The organism is Pseudothermotoga sp. U03pept (assembly GCF_051235805.1).
Classification (GTDB): domain Bacteria; phylum Thermotogota; class Thermotogae; order Thermotogales; family DSM-5069; genus Pseudothermotoga_B.
Genome location: NZ_JBPNXV010000001.1, coordinates 1331853 through 1354715, shown reverse-complemented (window position 1 = coordinate 1354715; position 22863 = coordinate 1331853). Strand labels below are relative to the sequence as shown.

General features: G+C 43.7%; 38 protein-coding genes. 34 read left to right on the top strand and 4 right to left on the bottom strand.

The genetic code is table 11. From position 1 onward, the window contains the following. Positions 1-11 precede the first annotated feature (11 nt). The 34 genes from rplD (at position 12) to mfd (ending at position 20731) form a co-directional block, all read left to right on the top strand. Entirely contained in the window at positions 12-692 is a 681-nt protein-coding gene (rplD, locus tag ACSFC1_RS06710; RefSeq protein WP_435565337.1) for a 50S ribosomal protein L4, read from the top strand. Beyond that, positions 689-991 (top strand): 50S ribosomal protein L23, encoded by a 303-nt coding sequence (gene rplW / locus ACSFC1_RS06705; RefSeq protein WP_435565336.1) that lies wholly within the window; start codon positions 689-691, stop codon positions 989-991. The genes rplD and rplW overlap by 4 nt, the downstream gene beginning before the upstream one ends. A 15-nt stretch (positions 992-1006) precedes the next feature. Next, on the top strand, positions 1007-1834 hold the full coding sequence (rplB, locus tag ACSFC1_RS06700; protein WP_435565335.1) for a 50S ribosomal protein L2: 828 nt from the start codon (positions 1007-1009) through the stop codon (positions 1832-1834). A 13-nt stretch (positions 1835-1847) separates the two neighbouring features. Next, positions 1848-2135 (top strand): 30S ribosomal protein S19, encoded by a 288-nt coding sequence (rpsS, locus tag ACSFC1_RS06695; RefSeq protein ID WP_435565334.1) that lies wholly within the window; start codon positions 1848-1850, stop codon positions 2133-2135. Between the two features lie 13 nt (positions 2136-2148). Next, complete coding sequence (gene rplV, locus ACSFC1_RS06690; RefSeq protein WP_435565333.1) at positions 2149-2568, top strand: 50S ribosomal protein L22; 420 nt, start codon at positions 2149-2151, stop codon at positions 2566-2568. Between the two features lie 12 nt (positions 2569-2580). Beyond that, a complete protein-coding gene (rpsC, locus tag ACSFC1_RS06685) occupies positions 2581-3210 on the top strand; it encodes a 30S ribosomal protein S3 (RefSeq protein WP_435565332.1) in 630 nt (209 codons plus the stop codon). 18 nt (positions 3211-3228) lie between these two features. Further along, positions 3229-3657: a 50S ribosomal protein L16 gene (gene rplP, locus ACSFC1_RS06680; protein WP_435565331.1), complete on the top strand. Its 429-nt coding sequence runs from the start codon at positions 3229-3231 to the stop codon at positions 3655-3657. Further along, the gene (gene rpmC / locus ACSFC1_RS06675) at positions 3654-3854 is read left to right on the top strand and encodes a 50S ribosomal protein L29 (protein WP_435565330.1); all 201 of its coding nucleotides are present in this window, start codon (positions 3654-3656) and stop codon (positions 3852-3854) included. The genes rplP and rpmC overlap by 4 nt, the downstream gene beginning before the upstream one ends. Before the next feature lie 7 nt (positions 3855-3861). Next, entirely contained in the window at positions 3862-4149 is a 288-nt protein-coding gene (rpsQ, locus tag ACSFC1_RS06670) for a 30S ribosomal protein S17 (RefSeq protein WP_435565329.1), read from the top strand. Then, positions 4146-4514, top strand: a complete 369-nt coding sequence (gene rplN, locus ACSFC1_RS06665) for a 50S ribosomal protein L14 (protein ID WP_435565328.1) — start codon at positions 4146-4148, stop codon at positions 4512-4514. The genes rpsQ and rplN overlap by 4 nt, the downstream gene beginning before the upstream one ends. A gap of 13 nt (positions 4515-4527) precedes the next feature. After that, complete coding sequence (gene rplX / locus ACSFC1_RS06660; RefSeq protein ID WP_435565327.1) at positions 4528-4845, top strand: 50S ribosomal protein L24; 318 nt, start codon at positions 4528-4530, stop codon at positions 4843-4845. A 14-nt stretch (positions 4846-4859) separates the two neighbouring features. Further along, positions 4860-5411, top strand: a complete 552-nt coding sequence (rplE, locus tag ACSFC1_RS06655; protein WP_435565326.1) for a 50S ribosomal protein L5 — start codon at positions 4860-4862, stop codon at positions 5409-5411. 13 nt (positions 5412-5424) lie between these two features. After that, the gene (locus ACSFC1_RS06650) at positions 5425-5610 is read left to right on the top strand and encodes a type Z 30S ribosomal protein S14 (protein WP_041083304.1); all 186 of its coding nucleotides are present in this window, start codon (positions 5425-5427) and stop codon (positions 5608-5610) included. 14 nt (positions 5611-5624) lie between these two features. Further along, positions 5625-6029, top strand: a complete 405-nt coding sequence (rpsH, locus tag ACSFC1_RS06645; protein ID WP_435565325.1) for a 30S ribosomal protein S8 — start codon at positions 5625-5627, stop codon at positions 6027-6029. Positions 6030-6042: 13 nt separating this feature from the next. Next, complete coding sequence (rplF, locus tag ACSFC1_RS06640; RefSeq protein ID WP_435565324.1) at positions 6043-6597, top strand: 50S ribosomal protein L6; 555 nt, start codon at positions 6043-6045, stop codon at positions 6595-6597. 14 nt (positions 6598-6611) lie between these two features. Further along, entirely contained in the window at positions 6612-6980 is a 369-nt protein-coding gene (gene rplR, locus ACSFC1_RS06635; protein WP_435565323.1) for a 50S ribosomal protein L18, read from the top strand. Positions 6981-6996: 16 nt separating this feature from the next. Then, positions 6997-7533: a 30S ribosomal protein S5 gene (gene rpsE / locus ACSFC1_RS06630; RefSeq protein WP_435565322.1), complete on the top strand. Its 537-nt coding sequence runs from the start codon at positions 6997-6999 to the stop codon at positions 7531-7533. A 2-nt stretch (positions 7534-7535) separates the two neighbouring features. After that, the gene (rpmD, locus tag ACSFC1_RS06625; protein WP_435565321.1) at positions 7536-7730 is read left to right on the top strand and encodes a 50S ribosomal protein L30; all 195 of its coding nucleotides are present in this window, start codon (positions 7536-7538) and stop codon (positions 7728-7730) included. A 3-nt stretch (positions 7731-7733) separates the two neighbouring features. Beyond that, positions 7734-8180: a 50S ribosomal protein L15 gene (rplO, locus tag ACSFC1_RS06620; protein ID WP_435565320.1), complete on the top strand. Its 447-nt coding sequence runs from the start codon at positions 7734-7736 to the stop codon at positions 8178-8180. A 1-nt stretch (position 8181) separates the two neighbouring features. After that, the gene (gene secY / locus ACSFC1_RS06615; RefSeq protein ID WP_435565319.1) at positions 8182-9471 is read left to right on the top strand and encodes a preprotein translocase subunit SecY; all 1290 of its coding nucleotides are present in this window, start codon (positions 8182-8184) and stop codon (positions 9469-9471) included. Next, on the top strand, positions 9468-10121 hold the full coding sequence (locus tag ACSFC1_RS06610) for an adenylate kinase (RefSeq protein ID WP_435565318.1): 654 nt from the start codon (positions 9468-9470) through the stop codon (positions 10119-10121). The genes secY and ACSFC1_RS06610 overlap by 4 nt, the downstream gene beginning before the upstream one ends. Beyond that, a complete protein-coding gene (gene map, locus ACSFC1_RS06605) occupies positions 10118-10867 on the top strand; it encodes a type I methionyl aminopeptidase (protein WP_435565317.1) in 750 nt (249 codons plus the stop codon). Before ACSFC1_RS06610 ends, map begins: the two co-directional genes overlap by 4 nt. An 11-nt stretch (positions 10868-10878) precedes the next feature. Next, entirely contained in the window at positions 10879-11133 is a 255-nt protein-coding gene (gene infA / locus ACSFC1_RS06600) for a translation initiation factor IF-1 (RefSeq protein WP_435565316.1), read from the top strand. Between the two features lie 6 nt (positions 11134-11139). Further along, positions 11140-11256, top strand: a complete 117-nt coding sequence (rpmJ, locus tag ACSFC1_RS06595; protein WP_435565315.1) for a 50S ribosomal protein L36 — start codon at positions 11140-11142, stop codon at positions 11254-11256. Between the two features lie 18 nt (positions 11257-11274). Further along, positions 11275-11658, top strand: coding sequence for a 30S ribosomal protein S13 (gene rpsM, locus ACSFC1_RS06590; protein ID WP_435565314.1), 384 nt, complete (start codon positions 11275-11277; stop codon positions 11656-11658). A gap of 16 nt (positions 11659-11674) precedes the next feature. Next, complete coding sequence (gene rpsK, locus ACSFC1_RS06585; protein WP_435565313.1) at positions 11675-12061, top strand: 30S ribosomal protein S11; 387 nt, start codon at positions 11675-11677, stop codon at positions 12059-12061. A gap of 13 nt (positions 12062-12074) precedes the next feature. Next, positions 12075-12704, top strand: coding sequence for a 30S ribosomal protein S4 (gene rpsD / locus ACSFC1_RS06580; protein WP_435565312.1), 630 nt, complete (start codon positions 12075-12077; stop codon positions 12702-12704). A gap of 5 nt (positions 12705-12709) precedes the next feature. Then, entirely contained in the window at positions 12710-13708 is a 999-nt protein-coding gene (locus tag ACSFC1_RS06575) for a DNA-directed RNA polymerase subunit alpha (RefSeq protein ID WP_435565311.1), read from the top strand. A 3-nt stretch (positions 13709-13711) separates the two neighbouring features. After that, entirely contained in the window at positions 13712-14089 is a 378-nt protein-coding gene (rplQ, locus tag ACSFC1_RS06570) for a 50S ribosomal protein L17 (protein ID WP_435565310.1), read from the top strand. A gap of 202 nt (positions 14090-14291) precedes the next feature. Continuing rightward, positions 14292-15557, top strand: a complete 1266-nt coding sequence (gene rho / locus ACSFC1_RS06565; protein ID WP_435566004.1) for a transcription termination factor Rho — start codon at positions 14292-14294, stop codon at positions 15555-15557. 15 nt (positions 15558-15572) lie between these two features. Beyond that, positions 15573-16517, top strand: coding sequence for an ROK family glucokinase (locus tag ACSFC1_RS06560; protein ID WP_435565309.1), 945 nt, complete (start codon positions 15573-15575; stop codon positions 16515-16517). Next, positions 16514-16984 (top strand): metallophosphoesterase family protein, encoded by a 471-nt coding sequence (locus tag ACSFC1_RS06555; RefSeq protein WP_435565308.1) that lies wholly within the window; start codon positions 16514-16516, stop codon positions 16982-16984. Before ACSFC1_RS06560 ends, ACSFC1_RS06555 begins: the two co-directional genes overlap by 4 nt. Then, positions 16945-17928, top strand: coding sequence for an ExsB family protein (locus ACSFC1_RS06550; RefSeq protein ID WP_435565307.1), 984 nt, complete (start codon positions 16945-16947; stop codon positions 17926-17928). The genes ACSFC1_RS06555 and ACSFC1_RS06550 overlap by 40 nt, the downstream gene beginning before the upstream one ends. Next, the gene (gene mfd, locus ACSFC1_RS06545) at positions 17915-20731 is read left to right on the top strand and encodes a transcription-repair coupling factor (protein ID WP_435565306.1); all 2817 of its coding nucleotides are present in this window, start codon (positions 17915-17917) and stop codon (positions 20729-20731) included. The genes ACSFC1_RS06550 and mfd overlap by 14 nt, the downstream gene beginning before the upstream one ends. Here mfd and ACSFC1_RS06540 read toward each other — a convergent pair. The 4 genes from ACSFC1_RS06540 to ACSFC1_RS06525 are packed head-to-tail and all read right to left on the bottom strand — an operon-like array spanning position 20714 to position 22863. Next, positions 20714-21370 carry a hypothetical protein gene (locus ACSFC1_RS06540; protein ID WP_435565305.1) on the bottom strand — a complete coding sequence of 219 codons (657 nt, stop codon included), beginning with the start codon at positions 21368-21370 and terminating at the stop codon, positions 20714-20716. The two genes, mfd and ACSFC1_RS06540, sit on opposite strands and share 18 nt — an antisense overlap. Positions 21371-21384: 14 nt before the next feature. Next, complete coding sequence (locus ACSFC1_RS06535; RefSeq protein ID WP_435565304.1) at positions 21385-21876, bottom strand: hypothetical protein; 492 nt, start codon at positions 21874-21876, stop codon at positions 21385-21387. Further along, positions 21873-22169 carry a hypothetical protein gene (locus ACSFC1_RS06530; RefSeq protein WP_435565303.1) on the bottom strand — a complete coding sequence of 99 codons (297 nt, stop codon included), beginning with the start codon at positions 22167-22169 and terminating at the stop codon, positions 21873-21875. The genes ACSFC1_RS06535 and ACSFC1_RS06530 overlap by 4 nt, the downstream gene beginning before the upstream one ends. Next, the gene (locus ACSFC1_RS06525) at positions 22132-22863 is read right to left on the bottom strand and encodes a FliA/WhiG family RNA polymerase sigma factor (protein ID WP_435566003.1); all 732 of its coding nucleotides are present in this window, start codon (positions 22861-22863) and stop codon (positions 22132-22134) included. Before ACSFC1_RS06525 ends, ACSFC1_RS06530 begins: the two co-directional genes overlap by 38 nt.

Below are 22863 nucleotides of genomic sequence, written 5' to 3'. Positions count from 1 at the left end.
AGGAATAAAAGATGGCTCTTGTAGATCTTTACAACATGAAGGGTCAAAAGATAGGGACCCAAGAATTGAAAGACGAAGTCTTCAACATTGAGCCCAACCTTGATGTTATCTGGAGATATGTAGATTATCAACTATCTTTACGAAGATCGGGGACTGCTTCGACTAAGACTCGCGCAGAAGTAAGCGGTGGTGGAAGAAAACCTTGGGCACAGAAACACACAGGGCGCGCAAGACACGGTTCGATAAGATCACCCATTTGGAGACATGGTGGAGTTGCTCACGGTCCTAAACCGAGAGATTGGTCAAAGAGTCTGCCTAAGAAAATGAAGAAGCTTGCTTTGAGATCTGCTCTATCACAGAGATTTAGAGAGGGCAACATAATTGTTGTCGATGACATAAAGTTTGATACACCCAAAGCCAAGAACATGAGGCAGCTGATTGAGAACTTGCAGTTGAAAGATAAGAAGGTTTTGTTTGTCTTGCCATGGAAGAAACCAGAGTATGAACATGTGAAGCTGTCTTGTCGAAACATATCTGGCTTGAAGGCAATCATCGCGGACAATCCTGGAGCAACACGCGAAGATGAAACGGCAGTTAGAATAGATGGATTGAATGTTTATGATATCGTGAATCACGAGAAAATAGTTCTCACTCGAGATATGGTTACCAAGATCGAGGAGGTGCTGGGATGAACCAGCAAAAACTCACACCTTATGACGTGTTGATAAGGCCCTTATTGACTGAGAAGACTACAGCTGCAAGAGAGGATAGAAAGTACGCCTTTGAGATCAACCCACTGGCGAATAGAGTCCTTGTCAAGAATGCAGTTGAAACATTGTTCAAGGTTAAAGTGGAGAAGGTGAACATATCTGTTTGCAAACCCAAACCTAAGAGAAGAGGCAGGTTTGAAGGCAGAACGAGGGAATGGAAAAAAGCGATAGTCACCTTAAAAGAAGGATACACCATAAAAGAGCTCGAGGGTCAGCAGTGAGAGAGGTGAAAAACCATGGGTTTGAAGAAGTATAAACCAACGTCGCCTGGTATTCGTTTCATGTTGACGCCAGATTTTTCAGAGGTTACTAAGAAACAACCAGAGAAGTCTTTGCTCTCACCATTGAAGAAGAGTGGTGGACGTAATCATTATGGAAGAATCACCGTGAGATTTAGAGGTGGAGGGCATAAGAGAAAATATCGTGTGATAGACTTCAAAAGGGATAAGACAGGAGTACCTGCGAAGGTTGCTTCTATTGAGTACGATCCGAATAGATCTGCTAGAATTGCTTTGCTTGTGTATGCTGATGGTGAAAAGCGTTACATCTTGGCACCAAATGGCCTTCAGGTCGGAGATATGCTCATGAGTGGTCCCGATGCGGAAATCAGAGTTGGGAACGCTCTGCCTTTAGAGAACATTCCATTGGGAACTATGATTCACAACATTGAGGTGAGGCCAGGCTCTGGAGGTAAGATCGCGAGATCTGCTGGTGTTTCCTGTCAGCTCATGGCAAGAGAGGGCAACTACGCCCTTCTGAAGATGCCATCTGGCGAACTGAGAAAGATACACGTGAAATGTTATGCAACGATTGGCATTGTCAGCAATGAAGATCACAAGAACGAAGTCTCTGGTAAGGCAGGTAGAACGCGTTGGCTTGGCAGAAAACCACATGTTCGCGCCATGGTTATGAACCCCGTTGACCATCCAATGGGTGGTGGTGAAGGAAGAGGTAAGGGACAACACCCAGTCACACCTTGGGGTGTACCAACTAAAGGATACAAGACCAGACGTGGTCGAAGACCTTCAGACAGGTTTATCGTAAGAAGACGCAATCAGGCATGAGGAGGTGTGACGGATGGCACGTTCTCAGAAAAAGGGACCGTATGTTGATATCAAGTTGCTGAAAAAGATCAGATTGCTCAACGAGAGTGGAGAAAAGAAGATCATAAAGACTTGGAGCAGAGCTTCAACAATAGTTCCTGAGATGGTTGGTCACACGATAGCCGTTCACAACGGTCTGAAACATGTGCCGATATACATAACTGAGAACATGGTCGGACACAGGCTTGGAGAATTCGCACCAACGAGGAGATTTGGTGGCCATGCTGAGAAAAAAGCTGCAACAAAGGGTCAGGTGAAATGAGGAGGGAACTGTAATGAGTGCAGAAGCCGGCACAAAAAGGCCCAAGAGGTCTGTGCAGTACAGACAGAGAGCGGAAGAGAATAAGTCTGTTGAAGTAAAAGCCAAGGGTCGCTATCTGAAATCCTCTCCGAGAAAGGTGAGGACCGTGATCAATGCGATTCGCGGTAAGGATGTTGGCGAGGCTTTCCAGATACTTGAAATGTCTCCCAAAAAGGCAGCAAGGCTTGTGGAAAAGGTTCTCAAGTCTGCTGTTGCAAATGCTGAAAACAACGCGAAACTCAGCAGCGATACGCTTTATGTTTCACACTGCGTTGTCGATGATGGACCAAGATTCAAGAGAATTTGGCCACGCGGTAGAGGAAGGGCTGACATCATTCAGAGAAGAATGTGTCATATTACCATAGCGGTTAAGAGTAAAGAGACGAAAGCTTAGAGAGGTGATACGGTGGGTCAGAAAGTACATCCCAGAGGTTTTAGGCTTGGAGTTAGCGCTGACTGGCAGGCAAAGTGGTTCAACGAAAAGAATTACGCTATATGGCTAAAGGAAGATGAGCAGATCAGAAAGATAGTCAAGGATGTCTACAATCAAGCTGGTATCAGTGAAGTCTTCATAGAAAGACCTGATAACGAGAGTGTCACAGTAACGATCAAAACGGCAAGGCCCGGTGTCATAATAGGGAAAAAGGGTACTGAAATAGGAAAGCTTCGAGAAGATCTTGAGAGATCTCTTAACAGGAGAGTCGTTGTCAATGTAGAAGAAATAAAAACGCCCGAGACTGATGCAAAACTCGTTGCCGAGAACATTGCAAGTAGGATAGAAAAAAGAGCCTCGTACAAGAGGGCGATGAAGCGTGCCCTTTCAGACGCCTTCAGAAAAGGTGCCGTCGGTATGAAAGTGATGGTATCAGGTAGACTCGCAGGTGCGGAAATTGCACGACGTGAATGGTACCTGAGTGGTAGATTACCACTTCAGACAGTCAAAGCCGTTGTTGACTACGGCGTTGCTACCGCAAGAACGAAGTACGGAACGATAGGAATAAAAGTTTGGATATACAGAGGAGACGTGCAGATTTAGTACAAGGAGGTTTTCAAGATGTTGATGCCCAAGAGAGTGAAATACAGGAAACAACAACGTGGACGAATGCGAGGAACAGCAAAGGGTGGTGCAACTGTAACTTTCGGTGATTGGGGACTGAAAGCACTCGCTCCAGCATGGATAACCTCGCAACAGATAGAGGCAGGTCGTATAGCCATAATGAGAGTCATGAAAAAGAGCGGAAAACTGTGGATCAGAGTTTTTCCCGATAAACCATACACAAAGAAGCCTGCAGAGACAAGACAGGGTAAGGGAAAGGGCAACGTAGAAGGATGGGTTAGCGTTGTCAAGCCAGGCAAGATACTCTTCGAAATAGCTGGTGTCGAAGAAAATGTCGCGAAAGAAGCTCTTATGTATGCGGCGAGTAAGCTGCCAATACCTACGAAGATAGTCTCTCGTTCACATATCGGAGGTGAGGCTGTATGAAGGCAGCCGAGATCCGAAATTACACCGACGAGGAATTGAGGAAGCTCTTAGAGGAAAAGAAGAAACAGTTAATGGATCTGAGATTTCAGCACGCAATGGGCCAACTGCGAAATACCGCACAGATTAGCGAATTGAGACGAGATATAGCAAGAATCAAGACAATTCTTCGCGAAAGAGAACTTGGAGTAAGGAGGTAGTTGACTTATGCCAAAGAAGAGACTCACAGGTATTGTCGTGAGCGATAAAATGAATAAAACAGTTGTTGTTAGAGTGACAAGAAAATTCGAACACCCGAAATACAAGAAAGCCATTGAAAGATCGAAAAAATACCATGCTCACGATGAAAATAATGAGTGCAAGATAGGTGACATGGTTGTCATTGAAGAAACAAGACCACTCAGCAAAACAAAGAGTTGGCGAGTTGTCGAGATATTGAAAAAACAAATCGTTACTGGTGAGATACCCAGTTCCGAGGAGAGTGAAGGAATATGATCCAAGTCGAAAGCTATCTCGATGTTGCAGACAACTCAGGTGCCAAGAAACTTCGGGTCATAAGGGTTATGGGTGGTTTTCATAAAAAGTATGGAACTGTAGGTGATGTAGTGGTTTGTTCCGTGAGAGATGTTGTACCGAACACTGCTATCAAGAAGGGTGAAGTAGTTAAGGCTGTGATCGTGAGAACGAGGAAGCCAGTGAGAAGACCTGATGGTACCTACATCAGATTCGATGATAACGCAGCTGTTTTGATCGATAAATTCAACGAACCACGAGGTACTCGAGTTTTTGGTCCTGTGGCAAGAGAGATTCGTGAGAAGGGATACATGAAGATAATCTCGCTTGCCCCCGAAGTACTGTGAGAGGTGAGCTGGCATGAGAATAAAGAAAGATGATCTTGTACAAGTGATATTGGGAAAGGACAAAGGTAAAAGAGGAAAGGTACTCAAAGTAATCCCCAGAGAGAAAAAAGTGCTTGTCCAGGGTGTAAACATAATGAAAAGGCATCAGAGACCGATACCACAACTCAGAGAAGGTGGAATCATAGAGCGTGAGGGAGCAATCTATGCTTCCAAGGTGATGCTTGTCTGTCCCAGTTGTGATAAACCTACACGTGTTGGTCTGAAACTCTTAGAAGACGGTACAAAGGTCAGATTCTGCAAGAAGTGCGGTGAAGTCATAGATAAGGCGTGAGGAGGAATCCAAAGATGGGTACTCAGTACATCCCACTGAAGGAGAAGTACGAAAAGGAAGTTGTACCGAAACTCATCAAAGAGTTCAATTACAGGAATATACACCAGGTTCCGAGATTGGAGAAAATAGTTATAAATATGGGAATTGGTGAAGGCTCAAGGAATGCCGAAATTCTGAACAGGCATATGAAAGAACTCGCAGCGATAACTGGCCAGAAACCGGTTATTACAAAGGCGAAGAAGAGTATTTCAAACTTCAAAGTGAGAAAAGGTATGAATGTTGGGCTGAAGGTGACACTCCGTGGATTGAGGATGTGGAATTTCCTGTACAAACTTGGAAACATAGTGCTACCGAAAGTGAGAGATTTCAGAGGGTTGAATCCGAACTCCTTTGATGGTCGAGGTAATTACAGCTTTGGACTCACAGAGCAGTTTGTTTTTCCAGAGATAACACCAGATCAAGCCCCGAGAACACAGGGAATGGATATCATAATAGTGACGACTGCAAAGACAGATCCTGAAGCTTTGAGATTGCTCGAGCTTCTTGGTTTGCCTTTCAAGCATTGAGAGGAGGTATAAGATGCCAAGAAAAGGGATCATAGAGAGGTGGAAAAGGCCGAAAAAATTCAAAGTTCGCGAATATACAAGATGTTCAATGTGTGGCAGACCTAAAGCAGTTTATCGTGAATTTGGTTTGTGCAGAGTTTGCTTCAGAAAGATGGTTCTTGAAGGCAAACTCCCTGGTGTCAAAAAGGCAAGCTGGTAAAGGGAGGGAGAAAGATGTGGAGTGACCCGATAGCTGACATGCTCACGAGAATAAGGAACGCAAATGTAGTTTTTAAAGATTATGTGGACGTTCCTGCTTCGAATATGAAGAAAGCGATATGCGAGATTTTGAAGAAGGAAGGGTTTATCCAAGATTATAAATACATAGAAGACGGAAAACAAGGAATCCTGAGAATACACATGAAATACAAGGGTCAAAGAAGGAGCAGAGAGAGAGTCATTAAAGGGATCGTCAGGGTTTCCAAACCTGGTAGACGACTCTATGTAGCAAAGGATGAGATACCAAAGGTGAAGAACGGTATAGGTATAGCTATTCTCACAACTTCAAAAGGCATCTTGACCGACAAGGAAGCGCGAAGCCTTGGAGTTGGAGGAGAGATCATCGCTTACGTCTGGTAAGGAGGTGATTGGTATGTCGAGACTTGGAAAGAAACCCATAATAGTACCAACAGGTGTGCAGGTTCAAATAGAAGGAAACACCATAACCGTAAAGGGACCGAAGGGTACTCTTCAACGTAGCTTCCCCGAGTACGTAAAGGTTACTTTAGAGGACAAGAAAATTCACGTCGATCAGAATGAAGAAGTTATAGTTCGCAAGTCCCAGAGAAAGATCCTTAAGACATATCAAGGCACGTACTGGTCTTTGATAAGAAGTATGGTTGATGGAGTGACGAAAGGTTTTGAAAAACAACTCGAGATTGTTGGCGTTGGATACAGAGCACAAACACAGGGAAACAAACTCTCTTTGCAGGTTGGTTATACACATCCCGTTGTTCTTGAACCACCAGTGAATGTAACTGTTGAAACACCTGCTCCGAACGTGATACTGGTCAAAGGTATAGACAAAGAAAAAGTAGGACACTTTGCAGCACAGATCAGGTCGTTCAGAAAGGTCAACGTCTACACAGGAAAGGGTATCAAGTACAAGGATGAAGTGGTAATTCGTAAAGAAGGTAAGAAAAAATAAAGGGGGCATATAGTGTGATAAAGAAACTGGACAGAAGAACACAAAGATTAAGGAGACACTTGAGAATAAGGAAAAAGGTCTTTGGCACACCAGAAAAACCAAGGCTTTCAATCTTTAGGAGTGAAAAACATATCTATGCTCAGTTGATAGACGATACAAAGGGGCACACGATTCTTTCGGCATCTACACTTGACCCAGAGTTGAAGCAGAAGATAACTAAGACTTACAATAGAGAAGCTGCGAGAGAGGTTGGAAAGCTGATCGCTCAGCGTGCCCTTGCAAAAGGTATAGATCAAGTGGTCTTCGATCGTGGAGGATTCAAATTTCACGGACGAGTTAAAGAGCTTGCCGATGCTGCCAGAGAAACCGGCCTGAAGTTCTGAGGAGGTGCAGGGATAGATGGATGAAATACTCGAAGAAGAATTGATAAAGAGAGAATCGGAGGAATTTGAAGAACGAATAGTTGAAATAAAGCGCACTGCCAAGGTTACGAAGGGTGGCAAAACGCTGAGTTTTCGAGTTCTCGCAGTTGTTGGAAACAGGAAGGGTAAGGTTGGAGTAGGACTAGGGAAAGCGAGAGAGGTTCCAGAGGCGATCAGAAAAGCGATTAGTGCGGCACGCGCATCTATAGTCGATGTTCCACTTTACAAGAGCACAATACCTCATGAGGTTGTTGGAAAACAAGATGCATCGAAAGTACTGCTGAAACCTGCCGCACCCGGTACTGGTATCATCGCAGGCAGCACTGTGAGAGCAGTTGTTGAGTTGGCTGGTATACAGAATATATTGACCAAATCACTCGGCTCGTCTACAGCTGTCAATTTGGCTCTCGCTACACTGAATGGTCTGAAAGCCTTAGTTTCTCCAGATAAGGCTGCCAAAATGCGCGACGTGACGATAAGTCAAATCTTGCGCGGGGCAAGAAAGGAGGTCTGAGGATGTCCAAGATTTCGATTGAGTTGATCAGAAGCCCAGTTGGATACAAATACGATCAAAGAGAGACTGTGAAAGCGCTCGGTTTAAGAAAACTTCACGACGTAGTTGTAAAGGAAGACAATCCTCAGATCAGAGGAATGATAAGTAAGATCAAGCACTTGGTTTGTGTGAAAGAGTTAGAAGAGAAGGAGGAATAAGCTATGCTAAAACTTGAAGATCTCAAGCCAACTCCGGGTTCGGTGAGAAAACCCAAGAGAGTTGGGCGTGGAATTGGCTCAGGGCTTGGCAAAACTGGTGGAAGAGGACACAAGGGTCAGAAATCCAGGGGTTCTGGAAAGGTTCATCTGTGGTTAGAAGGTGGACAGACCCCACTTCATAGAAGACTGCCAAAGGTAGGTTTCAAGAGCTTCACACACAAAAATTATGCTGTGGTGAATCTCAGAATGCTCGAAGAGAGATTCGAAACAAATGAAGAAGTCACCCCAGAGACACTTGTCAGAAAAGGTTTAGTCAAAGACATAAAAGACGGGATAAAAATACTCGGTAATGGTGAACTGACAAAACCACTTACGGTCAAAGCTCACGCATTCAGCAAGACCGCCAAGAAGGCAATAGAGATGGTTGGTGGTAAGGCAGAGGTGATATAGCGTGTGGAAAGCGCTGCAGAACGCCTTCAGGATACCTGAATTGCGGGATAGGATTTTGTTCACGATTGCTACTTTGATCGTTTTCAGGCTTGGTATCTATATTCCCATTCCAGGGATAAACATCCAGGCTTGGGGCGAAGCCTTTAAGAGATTCGGTGAAACAGCTGCAGGAGGTATACTGAGTTTCTACGATGTTTTCACAGGCGGTGCTTTGGAAAACTTTTCTATCTTTGCCATGAGCGTGACTCCATATATCAACGCATCGATCGTGTTACAACTTCTGTCTTCTGTGATACCGAAACTTCGTGACATGCTCAGAGAGGGCGAAGAGGGAAGAAAGAAATTTGCCCAGTACACACGTAACTTAACGGTTTTGTTGGGTGCTTTTCAGTCATTCATAGTTTCCTTCAGCCTTGTCAGGCAAAATCCAGATATAGTTTCTTACGGTATCAATCCCTTTGCGTTCGTGATGATTTCGACTGTCTCGATGCTTGCTGGAACAATGTTTTTGCTGTGGCTTGGTGACAGAATTACCGAGAAGGGCATAGGCAATGGTATTTCTATATTGATCTTTGCTGGTATAGTGGCAAGATACCCAAATTACTTTGCCAGAATCTTGCTTGGAAGGCTCAACATCTTTGGATGGATTTTCCTCGTCGCGATTGCTTTGGTAACAGTTGCCGGTGTGATATACGTGCAGCAAGCCGAAAGACGTATTACCATACAGTATGCAACTCGAGTGACTGGTAGAAGGGTTTACGGTGGTGCATCCACCTATATACCTGTGAAGGTCAACCAAGGTGGAGTGATACCCATAATCTTTGCAAGTGCAATACTGATGATCCCAGCTGCAATAGCACAGATGGCAAACTGGGATTTTCTGAGGCGCTTACTTGGACCTGGTAGTGCTATGTACATCATATTGTATGGTGTCCTGGTTTTCTTCTTCACATACTTTTACAGTGTTGTTGTGTTCGATCCACATGATGTCTCAGAAAACGTGAGAAAATATGGAGGATTCATACCCGGTATAAGACCAGGGAAACCAACAGAAGAGTACATACAGAAGATAGTCAACAGAGTAACCTTCATGGGTGCTGTTTTCTTGGTTGTCATTGCCTTACTGCCCCATTTGGTTGAAGGTGTCACCAAAGTTGACATAGTAATAGGAGGTACGTCGACTCTGATCGCAGTTGGTGTGGCATTGGATGTTTTGCAACAGATGGAAGCCCACCTGATCATGAGGCATTATGAGGGTTTCATCAAGAAGGGGAGGATAAAAGGAAGATGAGATTGGTCTTGCTTGGGGCACCAGGAGCAGGAAAGGGTACGCTCGCCAAGGATTTGGTAAATCATCTGAACATACCTCACATTTCAACAGGAGATATGTTCAGAGAAGCTGTGGCTGCTGGCACGGAGTTGGGGCGAAAGGTTCAAAGTATCATTCAGTCTGGTGCACTTGTTCCGGATGAAATCGTTAACCAAGTTGTGGAGGAAAGATTGAAAAAAGATGACTGCCGAAGTGGATTCATATTCGACGGTTATCCAAGAACAGTTCCGCAGGCTGTCACACTGGACGAAATTCTATCTAAGATATCTGCAAAACTCGATGCAGTGATTTCATTAGAAATAAGTGAAGAGGTTGTTGTCAAAAGACTTACGAACAGAAGAGTTTGTCCGAAATGCGGCAGAATATACAACATGATTTCGATGCCACCCAAAAACGATGAACTTTGTGACGATTGCCAGGTCAAAGTTGTGGTTCGGGACGATGATAGAGAGGAGGTAGTAAGAAGGAGATATCGTCTCTATCATGAGTTGACCGAACCTTTAGTTGATTACTACCGCAAGAAAGGGATCTTAATTCAAGTGAATTCAGAGGTCGATCATCAGGACCTGGTCAAGAAGGTACTTGATAGATTAGAAAAGGTGAGAACTTGATAAGGGTTAAATCCGAAGCAGAGCTTCAAAATATGTCAGTTGCTTGTCGTGCGGTTGCTGCTGTACTAAACGAAGTCAAAGATATCGTGCGCGAAGGTGCTAATGCCCGTGATATTGAGGATTTTGTTCTCGCCAAATTCAGGGAAATGAATGTAAAACCTGCTTTCAAGGGATACAGAGGTTATAAGTATGCAACTTGTGTCTCGGTGAACGAGGAAGTTTTACACGGTGCACCGTTGAGGAGTAAAGTCTTCGCAAGAGGAGATTTGGTTTCGATCGACGTTGGTGCTGTGTATGACAGTTATTACGGTGATGGTGCCATTACATACGTGGTAGGAGATGTGGATGAAGTTGGTAAAAGATTGATGGAAACAGGACAAAAGGCACTTGAAAGGGCAATATCCGTTGTGAAAGATGGAGTTAGAGTAGGCGATATCTCTTATGCGATACAGAGTTTCGTCGAGTCAAATGGTTTTAACGTCATCAGAGACTACGTAGGGCATGGCATAGGAAGGCAACTTCATGAAGAGCCGGAGATACCGAATTACGGAAAGCCAGGGACTGGTGTGAAACTCTCATCGGGTATGACTTTGGCAATAGAAGTAATGATCTGTGAAGGAGATTGGCAGGTATCAACGCTCGATGATGGATGGACTGTTGTAATGACAGATGGGAAGAGAAGCGTGCACTTTGAACACACTATCCTTGTTACCGATGACGGTGTGCGTGTTCTAACACAGTTCTAAGAGGTGGTGAAATGCCGAAGGAAGATGTTATAAAAATGGAAGGAACGATAACAGAAGCACGAAGAAACGCAACTTTTTTGGTGGAACTTGACAACGGACACAAGATTCTTGCCCAAGTCTCGGGAAGAATGCGCAAGAATTTCATAAGACTTTTTCCAGGTGATAGGGTTGTAGTCGAACTTTCGATATATGATCTTTCAAAAGGACGGATTGTCTATAGAAAGAAGCTGGACAAAAAAGGAGAGGAAGATGAAGAAAGGAGCTGATGAAATATGAAAGTGAGATCTTCCGTGAAGAAGAGATGTGAACATTGTCAAATCGTTCGTCGTAGAGGTCGTGTTCTGATCGTATGCAAGGCAAACCCGAAGCACAATCAGAAGCAAGGCTGAAGGCAAGGAGGGAAATGAATGGCGCGTGTCATGGGTGTGGAGTTACCTGGAAATAAAAAATGTTTTGTCGCCCTGACTTATCTCTACGGTGTCGGTAAGACAAGAGCCTTTGAAATCCTGAAGAACACAGGTGTTGATCCAGACAAGAGAGTCAAAGATCTCACTGACGAAGAGGTCAGCAAGATAACCAAGTTCATTCAGGATCATTACAAGGTTGAGGGCGAACTCAAGACAGAAGTGAACAGAAACATAAAGAGATTGATCGACATCGGCTGTTACAGAGGATTGAGACACAAACTTGGATTGCCAGTCAGGGGTCAGAGGACTCGTTCCAACGCCAGGACTAGAAAAGGGCCGAGACCAAGTAGGATAAAGACGAAGAAGAAGGAACAAGCAGTCTGATACAGGAGGGTTGATTATGGCGAAGAGATCAGAAGGAAAGAAAAAGAGGAAGATCTTAACTGACAAGGGAATCGTTCACATAAAGTCTACTTTTAACAACACTATAGTGACTCTGTCTGACGCTGACGGTTCGACTATACTTTGGGCAAGCAGTGGTACAGTAGGTTTTGAGGGTACCCGAAAGGGAACGCCTTATGCTGCTCAGCTTGCTGCTGACAAAGTTGCTAAGGAAGCCTTGAGACTTGGCATTAAGCGTGTTGATGTCTTGGTTAAGGGTCCCGGCTCTGGTCGTGAAGCGGCTATCAGGACGCTTCAAGCAGCCGGTCTTGAAGTGGACAACATAAAAGATGTAACGCCTATACCTTTCAACGGCTGCAGACCGAAGAAGAAACGCAGAGTTTAAGGGAGGGAATGCAATGGCAAGATACACTGGACCAGCTTGCAGGTTGTGTCGTAGAGAAGCGATGAAACTCTATTTGAAAGGCGAAAGATGTTTTACTGATCACTGTCCTTTCGATAGAAGATCTTATGCACCAGGTGATCACGGACGTCAACGTGGAAAACTCTCGCAGTACGGGACACAGTTACGTGCAAAGCAGGTTATGAAAAGAATATACGGTATTGTGGAAAGACAGTTCGAGCGCTACTTTGAAAAAGCTTTGAGAATGTCAGGTGACACTCGAGAGAATCTTGTGAGACTTGTAGAATCACGCGTGGACAATGTCGTTTACAGAATGGGATTTGCCATTAACAGAAAACAAGCCAGGCAGCTAGTCACTCATGGGCACTTCTTGATAAACGGTGTGAAGGTGGATGTTCCTTCTTACAGATTGAAACCAGGTGATGTAGTTGAAGTCAGTGAGAAGAGCAGATCGTTGAACGTTATCAAAGAAGCCTTGGAGACATCCAAAGACAGGACAAAGGTACCATGGGTCGAAGTAGAAACTGAATCGTACAGAGGCACATTTGTAAGATTTCCGAATCTTGAGGAAGTAACAGATCTGCCAGTAGATGTTCAAGCAATAGTGGAATTCTACTCGAGGTGATCTGTGTGATCGGATACGTGGTTCCTAAGAAACTGAAGATAGAAGAAGAAAGGGCAGAGGCTGAATATTATTATGCCAGGTATGCATTTGGACCAATGGAAAAGGGGTTTGGTACGACTATTGGAAATGCACTAAGGCGTGTTTTGCTTTCCTCAATCCCATCTATTGCTATTGTGGGAATTAAATTCATAAAGCCAGAAAAATACCACGAATTCGACACGATTTCTGGCGTGAAGGAAGATATTTTAGAGATAACGATGAACCTGAAAAGGGTTCAACTAAGAGCAGAGATTCCCATAAAAGAAAAGGTAAAGCTTGTCGTCGAGAAAAAAGGACCCGGTTTACTAACCGCAGGTGATATCAAAGTTCCAGCTGGAATCGAGGTGGCAAACCCATCTCTAAAGATAGCTACTCTCGATGAAGAGGCTGATCTCTTCTTTGAACTGTATGCCCAAGCTGGGAAAGGATTTGTACCAGCCAATGAACTGGAAGAACATCCCGATATTGGTTGGATTCCAATTGATGGAGTCTTTTCACCCGTGATGAAAGTGAATTTCAAAGTGGAAAGTGCAAGGGTAGAGAAACGGACCGATTACGACAAGATGATTCTGGAAATATGGACAAAGAAGACTATATTCCCAAACGAAGCTTTGAAGAGAGCCGTAGAGGTTTTAACAAATCATCTGCAGATCATCACAGAGTCCTTGCCGGGAGATTTTGTACCGCTTACAGCAGAGTTCGTCACTGTTTCTCATGAGGAAGCAAAACCTGAACAAGAGGTGAGCGAAGAGGAAGCAGTTTACTCAAGAAAGATCGATGAACTTGATCTGACCATAAGATCACTGAACTGTTTGAGAAGAGACAAAATCGAAACTATTGGAGATCTGATGAAACGAACTGAGCAAGATCTCCTGAAGATCAAGAATTTCGGTCCAAAGTCGCTTGAAGAAATAAAGCAGAAGCTTATGGAGAAATTTGGTCTCACGCTCAAAAAAGGAGGCTGAGTTATGAGACACAGAATGCTGAAGAACAAGATAGGAACATATGGCAGTCATACTCGCTCTCTTTTGAAAAACCAGATGAGAGAGTTGGTTGAACACAAGAGTATTGTGACTACCATCACCAAAGCAAAAGTAGTCCAAAGGGCTTTTGAGAAAATCATGACGAAGGCTGTTAAAGCATCGAAACTCGAAAAGAAAGATAGCGTTTCCCTCAGAAGGCAGATAGATTACTATCTCAGCGATAGAAGATTGACAAACAAACTTGTTGATGAAATAGCAAAACCTCTTGAGAAAACGAGTGGTTTCACGAGAATCGTACGCATTGGAAAGAGACGTGGCGATGCAGCCGAAATGGTCTTGCTTCAAATTGTAGAAAAACAGTGAGGAAGATCCCCCCACCGAGGGGGTTTCCTTTTTTCAAATCACTTGACTAAATGATGTTTATCTGGTAAATTCTATGTGTAACCCTTTCGTGTGAAATCCAGCCCTTTTGAGTGTTTTAATCTTCGTTTTGAACTGACGAAAACATTTAGCATGGAGGTGTTTTTCCTTGGTAAACAGCAACGATCAAGAGAAAGGCGAAAGCATTACTGTCAAAATTGATGACCTCGAACGGATGACAATCAAGGAACTGTACGATCTAGCCAAGAAGTACGACATACCTAGATACACAAGTATGAGGAAACGTGACTTGATCTTCTCGATACTCGAAGCTCAAGCAAAATCACACGGATTGTTCTTTGGCACGGGTGTCTTGGAGATTCATCCTGATGGCTACGGTTTCCTCAGAAGTGGGGACAACTTGCTGCCTAGTGCAAATGATATTTATATATCTCAGTCTCAGATCAGAAAATTCAATCTCAACACCGGAGATATCATATCGGGGATCATAAGACCACCAAAAGAAAGTGAGAAGTTCTTCGCAATGATAAAGATTGAAGCAGTCAACTTCAGACCACCAGAAGCAACGAGCGAAAGAGTGAACTTCGAGAACCTCACTCCCGATTACCCAAAAGAGAGATTCGTACTTGAGACCTCAAGAGATATCGTCTCAACAAGACTGATCGACATCTTCGCACCAACAGGTAAGGGCCAACGCGCAATGATAGTCGCTCCTCCAAAGGCTGGTAAAACAACTTTGCTCAAGGAGATAGCCAATGGCATTGCAGCAAACCACCCAGAAACACACAGAATAGTCCTACTGATAGATGAGCGACCAGAAGAAGTCACAGACATACGAGAGTCTGTTAACGCACAGGTTATCGCGGCACCATTCGACATGGCACCCGACAAACAAATAAAGGTTGCCGAACTCACCCTTGAGATGGCAAAGAGATTGGTTGAGTACGGCCACGATGTTGTGATCTTGCTTGACAGTTTGACCAGACTTGCAAGGGTCTACAACATACATGTGCCGCCCAGTGGAAAGTTACTCAGCGGTGGAGTGGACCCAGCGGCTCTTTACAAGCCTAAGCACTTTTTCGGCGCAGCAAGAAACACACGTGAAGGTGGAAGTTTGACGATCATCGCAACAACTCTGATCGAAACTGGTTCGAAGATGGATGAGGTGATCTTTGAAGAATTCAAAGGCACTGGTAACATGGAACTCGTTCTCTCAAGACAGCTTGCCAACAAGAGAATCTTTCCTGCCATAAATCTCCAGCTTTCAGGAACACGAAAAGAAGAGCTGTTGTTAAGTGAAGATGTTCTCAAGAAAATGTGGATACTCAGAAGAGTTTTAAGTGGTATGACAGAAGAAGAGGGGCTGAACTTTATTTTAAGAAAACTTCAAGAAACAGAATCGAATGAAGACTTCCTTGCTCTAATCGACCAGCAGAAGGTAAAATATTAGTCGGAGGTAGAGCCCTTGAAGGTCATAGGAATAGATCTTGGTGGGACCAACTTTGCAGTTGGATTGGTAAATGAGACTGGAGAAATTCTTGATCGCATCGAAGGCAAAACAAAGGTTCAAGAAGGACCTGAAGCAGTTGCAAAAAGATTAGCAGAGGCGGTAGTCAAAGTACGTGGCTCTGCAGATGTTTCTGCTGTGGGTGTAGGTTCTCCTGGTAGTGTGGATCACAAAAGAGGCGTTGTGAAGTTTTCTCCCAACTTCCCTGGTTGGCACGATTTTCCCTTGGCTGATGAAATCAAAAAATACACCAACTTAGAAGTTTTTGTTGAAAACGATGCTAATGCGTATGCACTTGGCGAAAATACCTTTGGTGTTGGCAAGGGCTTCGAACATCTCGTGTGTCTAACGCTTGGGACAGGTATTGGTGGCGGTGTGATCACACATGGAGTGCTTTTGAGAGGGAGCACGGGTATCGGTGCCGAGTTGGGACATATGAATGTGATCCCCAACGGTCCAAAGTGCGGTTGCGGCTCAAATGGTTGTCTTGAAGCGCTTGCCTCTGCCACTGCGATGAAAAAATTCGTACTCGACGGTTATGAAAGACACACCAATTCATCGTTGTTTAGAGATAAAAATCCAGATCAAGTTACACCAAAGGATATCTTCGAACATGCCAGGAGTGGTGATCAATTTGCTCTGAGTATATTCAACACCGTTACGGAAGCTTTGGCAGTGGCGATAGGTACTTTGGTGAACATCTTCAATCCACAACTTGTGATTCTTGGTGGAGGCATAGCGAATGCAGGCGATTTCTTATTGAATCCTGTGCTTGAGAGATCAAAAAACTATGTTCTGCCAACGATGCTGGGTACTTATCAAGTGAAGTTGAGTCAACTCGGTAAGGATGCAGGCATCTTGGGCGCTGCCTCGATTGTTATCGAAAGGAAGGCAAAAGGTTGAGGATTCTGCTTGTTTCTGATTTACATGTGCCTGTTAGACTATCGACCTTACCCAACTCACTGCTGAATTTACTACAAGAGGCTGATATGACAATAGCTTGTGGTGATTTTGTTGATCTCGATACGGTTTTGACTCTGAAAACGTATTCCAGGCAATTCCACGGCGTTCACGGCAATATGGATTATGCAGATGTGAAAGAATACCTGCCTTCACAAACCCTGGTTCAGATTGATTCATTGATGATAGGTATCTGTCATGGTTGGGGTGCACCACATCAGATACGTGAGAGAATTCTTTCCACCTTCAAAAACAAGCCACAGATAGTCTTTTATGGTCATACTCATTCCGCAGATGATTCCTTCGTTGAATCTGTGAGATTCATAAACCCTGGTGCGCTTTGCGATGGAAGTTTTGCATTAGTTGATATATGCGTGGACCAATTGAGAGTAAATTTCAACAGATTGTAGACAACATAGTATCGGAAATCAGAGCTTTTGTCCCAGAAAGACTAGTGGTTGCTTTCTCAGCTGGAGAGGATAGCTCACTCGTCGCTGCTCTTGCAAAAATAGCACTTGGCAGTGAGAAAGTTGAACTAATCACAGTAGATTGGGGTCCGTTCATGTACGACAACGCAAGATCTGGAGCGATGAAGGTGGCTCAAGAACTTGGGCTGAGACACACCTTTATAAACGGTCAGCGAAGACAATCGGAGGTCTGGCGTCATGGTCCAAGTTGTAACATGTGTACTCGCTATGCCAAACTTGATCTCATCCTTTCCATTAGAGGAGACTTTGTGGTTGCGACAGGCTCAAATCTCTCAGACAGTTGGGGCAAGAACGGCGTGAAAATGAACGGCAGAGTCTATTCGCCTTTGAAAGATTTAGACAAAGATACGATCAGACTCTTGATCGATTATCTTGGTATCAAGCCGATGAAAATAGGTGAGTCTACACAACGCGAAGGGTGTAAACTCAAGCATCTTCTGAAGATGCTTGTAAGTACTTCCTATCATGGTGATGCCGTTGATCGATCGAACGAAGTGTTGCTCAAATTTCTGAGGGAAATCGATTACAGACATACAGTAGCAAATGTTAAGATAATCGGACCTCTCTCTAAGAATATCGCTTTGGTGAATGTCTTACCACATCTGAATGATTCACAATCAAATGAGTTGATCCGAAGAATGAAAGATGTGAAAACGATAGAAGAGATAGAGATCTTGAAAAAGCCAGTGAAACTTAAAGTTCTTCTCAATCCATCTTTGTACAACAATCCGGTAGCAAGAACAAGTGTTTTTCATGGTTTCATCGAAAAAGATTTCGCTGTTCCTGTGAGAACAGAATGGATCAAATCCGAAAACTCACGTTTGAGAACCTTTCAAGTAGTGGGATTTGAATATGACCATCGATGATCTTCTCAAAAGACTGAAAGACAGAGATGTCTTGATAATTGTTCCAACTGAACACGATGCTCATCTGTTGGCATCGAAATACAATTTTCTGTACTTTCCATCGCACGACGTCTTTCCATTTGAAGAGATTTCTGTGTCCTTTTCGGTGAGAAGAAATCGAATAGAGGTTCTGTGGGGACTGCTGAACGGTTCGCGCGAGGTAATAGTCAGTACACTTCATGCAATCAGTAGAAAAACGTTTTCTCCAGAGCAACTCAGAAAGTTTTCGAGAACTTTGAAAATTGGGGACAGGTTGTACGATTTTGGAAAATACCTCTATGAACTTGGTTATGAAAGAGCTTTCCTTGTAAGGACTCAGGGGGAATTCTCAGTTCGCGGTGATATCATCGACTTCTTTGGTCCACTGTATGACAAACCAGTTCGCGTAGAGTTGTTCGGAGACATGATAGAGAGCCTCAGGTTCTTCGATGCTGTTTCGCAACGTTCTATCATGCCAGTCGACGAAATCACCTTGCTTCCCGCACGTGAGTACGTTGGTGATCTTCATTCCTTCGACACAGTACCTGGTAAGGCAGGCTCGAATTCCACGATCTTCGAATATGCTGATTTTCGTGTTCTAGTAGCAGACTTTGACAGATGCCAAGAGGAGTTCGTTAAAAGAGAAAAAGAAAGCCGTGAAATCCTTGATAAGGAATTACTCGATGATTACGTCGAAAACTCGCAGATAAGGCTGTCAGAGTTGGTGAAATTCATCGGCAGTTTCACGCCAATCGAAATAGATTTGGGTGAACTTAAAGTAGCTGGGAAGATCTCACAAGTAGAACAAGCGCCAATTTTGAGTGAAGAAGATCTCAACATTGGTGACTACGTTGTTCACAAAGATTATGGGATAGGCGTTTACCGAGGAGTCGAGAGGATACACAATGCCCTTGGTATTAAGGAATACGTTGTGATAAAGTACGAAGATTCGATGATCTATGTACCCGTTGAAACCCTTGACAGAGTGCACAAATATCTTGGAGATACTGAAAGCGTTAAGATAGATAGACTGAATTCTCACAGTTGGAAAAGACGAGTTGACAAGGTGAGAAAAAACCTCAAAGAGAAAATCCAACAGCTGGTTCAGATATACACGAAGAGACAAGAAGTGTGGGGCTTAGGACTGGCTGGTGATGAAATGCTTGAAAGAGAGTTTGCTCGCACCTTTCCTTACATTGAAACGCAAGACCAACTCGTCGCAGTTGAAGAGGTACTGAGCGATTTGGTAAGTGATAAACCCATGGACAGGTTACTCTGTGGTGATGCGGGCTACGGAAAGACCGAGGTAGCAATGAGAGCTGCGTTCAGGTGTGTTGTTTCTGGCAAGCAAGTTGCAATCTTGGTACCTACTACAGTCTTGGCTAAACAACACTACAAGACTTTTAGAGAAAGAATGGAACCCTTTGGAATCGTAGTTGAGATTATGGAACGTTCGACGAGCAAATCTCAGAGGGCAAGGATTTTGGAAAAATTGCGTAATGGTGATATAGACGTCATTGTTGGAACTCACTCACTCTTATCAGATGAGCTGCAATTTTCAGATTTGGGGCTTGTCATCATAGATGAGGAACAGAACTTTGGGGTAGAGCAGAAGGAGAAATTCAAAAAGCTGAGAATAAATGTCAATGTTTTGACCCTCAGCGCCACGCCTATTCCGAGAACTCTTCACATGGCTCTGACTGGTATGAAAGACATGAGCGTTCTACAGACACCGCCACTTGGCAGACAGCCGGTTATAACCTATGTTGCGAGATACAGTGATCAACTCGTCAGGGCTGCCATACTCAGAGAAATCAACAGAGGAGGTCAAGTGATCTATGTACACAACAGAATAAACGATATACAGGACGTTTATGAGAAAGTGAAGAAGATTGTGCCACAGGTAAGAATTGTTGTTGCTCACGGGCGAATGAGTTCAAAGAAACTGTCGGAAGCTGTGAGATCCTTCTATGAGAACAGATCTGATGTGATAGTCTGCACTTCTATTCTCGAGAACGGGATCGATATACCAAATGCCAATACCTTAATAGTTGATGATTCTCACCGGTATGGTCTGGCACAGCTCTACCAACTCAGAGGCAGAGTCGGACGCAGTGACAGGAGGGCTTTTGCCTATTTCCTCTATGATTCTGAAGTTGAGGACAAAGCTACAAGGAGACTGCAAGTGATAAGGCAGTTCTCAGGGCCAGGGAGTGGTCTACAGCTTGCGATAAAGGATATGCAAATGAGAGGGATAGGTTCTGTTTTTGGCCTTGAACAGCATGGGATGATCAACGAAATAGGTCTCAATCTGTACACCGAAATCCTGCAAGAACAGCTGAGAGAAGCAAGAAAAGAAAGATCTGAAGATGACAACGAAAGAGTTGAAACACAGATCGAAGGTATCCCAGGCGAGTTGATCATTCCTTCGTATTACGTGGAAAACCCTATGGAACGCATGAGAATATACAGAAGACTGGCATCATGCAGAAATCTTGAAGAACTCGATGATATTTCTCTCGAGATGAGAGATAGATTCGGTGAGTACCCAGAACAGGTAACCTCTTTGTTAGACCTTTTTAAGATAAGGATAATCGCATCGAAGAGAGGAATAAGGAGCATAAAATACACCGACAACACATTACAACTACAGAGCGAGAAACAACTCGAAATAGATATTTGCCGAAAATATCTGTACAACGAAAGGCTCAAGTCATACTTTTTCTACGACATAGAACCAGAGGATGTGTTCTCATTTCTAAAAGCCCTACTTTCGAGAGACTGACACAAGTATATACTCATCCTCGCACTTGAAAACAAACAGATCTAATCTTTTCGATTTTTTTTGAGACAGCTCTAAGACAAGATCTCTTTCTACGATCAAGTACCTTTTTGCACTCTCTAATGGAACGGACCTGTAGTATCCAATGAACTGCAGTCTGTCAATTTCCCTTTTATTTCGAATCAAGAAATTCTCAAGGGCTTGTAAAGCCTGTTCCGTTTTGGGAAAAGGTGTGGGTTTGAATCTCGTGATTTTCAAAACTGGAAGGTTTTTCTCTTTGACCTCGGTTTCGATCAGACTGAGGTTCTGCGGCTGTGTACCTTCAAAGTTTAGGTTTTCTTCTCGAAGGTCTTCTTTCAAAGAACTACTCTGAAAAAATACTTCGGTGCAGATTCTTGGGTTGATACTTCCCTCCTTCACAGAAACCAATTTGTTCAAATTCACCTGGTTTGTTCTGACGACATCTTGATTTTGGGAGAAAGATCTGATTCTCAATTCTTTTGATGGTAACAAAAGCTCTCTGATAGAACTATGAAAGACTTCCCAATCCGTGCGGACTATTATCGAAATTGGTGGCTCATGAACGCCAGCTTCTATAGAGAGTTCTTGAGAACTGTTCACTTTGATTATCCCAAGTTCCATCTTCAAAGACTCTATCAACTGCTGGAAGATCTGCATATGTATTCAAGTGCCTTTTGAAGTCTTTGAAAAGGTTCAAGAAGATCGATTTCTTCTGCTATCTGCTTGAGTTTCTCCAATTTGTCCTGAGGAATTTCCTTTGCCGAGGCAAAACGTATAGCTCCTATAGATGTGGGAATTATGCACTCATCAGGTGATGGTTGCTCAATCTGCCCGGTTGAAGATACTGAAGCAACGGCGAAGAAAACGTTTTCAGCAGCATCTACTAAAACTGAGCTGTCTGTGAAAACTACTTCTGGTTTGTTGTCCAACTTTTTCAAGAGTGACTTGGCGATCACTTCTGTATTCAAGTATCCCTCCAAAGACTTTCCGTAAAGGATCTTCTGCAGTGTTGTTGGAACAATTGGGTCTGTGTATTTGAATTCATGGGGTATCCCTGATTCATCAACAACCAGTATGCCACCAACATACTTTTCGTCGATTCTCCTAACCGACAGATAGCCTATCACAATCTCACGTCCAGCATAAAACCTTTTCTTTCCTCTTTCTGATTCTGCCCACGTCTTTTGCCAAAATAGTAACCACCTGCAGAGCCTCCGCCTTCTTCTGTGGAGGATTTGACGATCTTCTCCTCGATTTTATTTTCTGGGTTAACCATTCTCAGTTGTTGCTCAGACTTAGACACTATCTCAGATTTCAACAATTGACTTGCCGCAATTTGAACATTTATGGCTTGTGCGGCAGCACCAGATATATCGGGCCCTCTAACAATGACTGTCTGAAGGTCCACCGGAGTTATCATTCTCTTCACCCAAAACCCGTCTCTTGATTTTCAAGAGAGCGGCTGATAAAATCTGAGACACTCTTGATTCACTCACACCAATAGTTAGACCGATCTCCTTCAAAGAAAGATCTTGTTCAAATCTGAGTGATAACACAAGCTGTTCCCGTGGTGTTAGAGTCTTGATGGCTTCGGCTAACTTCTCAGCTACAATCTCCTTAAAAGCACTCTCCGAAGGCTCACTCGGTTCACTCAAATTATCGGCGAAGGAATCGAAATCTTCATACAGAAACTCATCGAGTCTTAGAAGTTGTTTTCTGACAGTCTCATCGAGTGCCCTCTTCACCTCGTTGTTTGTCAGTCCAGTGTGAAGTGATATTTCTTCTATCGTTGGGTATCTGTTCAACTGCGACTCCAGCTCGTACACCGCCCTCTCGACTTCCTTGACGTTGTGTCGCAAGTTTCTCGGCATCCAATCTATCTTTCTCAGATAATCATACATCGCACCTTTGACCCTTTTCACAACAAAGGCATGCAAATTAGCACCTTTCTTTGGATCATATCTCCTGATAGCTGATAAGAGAGCTAAAACACCTTCTTGAACCAAATCGTCCAGCTCTACATTTTTCGGTAGATTATGGAGCAAGTCCAGTGCTATTCTCTTTACGACAGGGAGCATTTCTTTGACTATTTCTTCTTCGCTTGTCTTGTACAC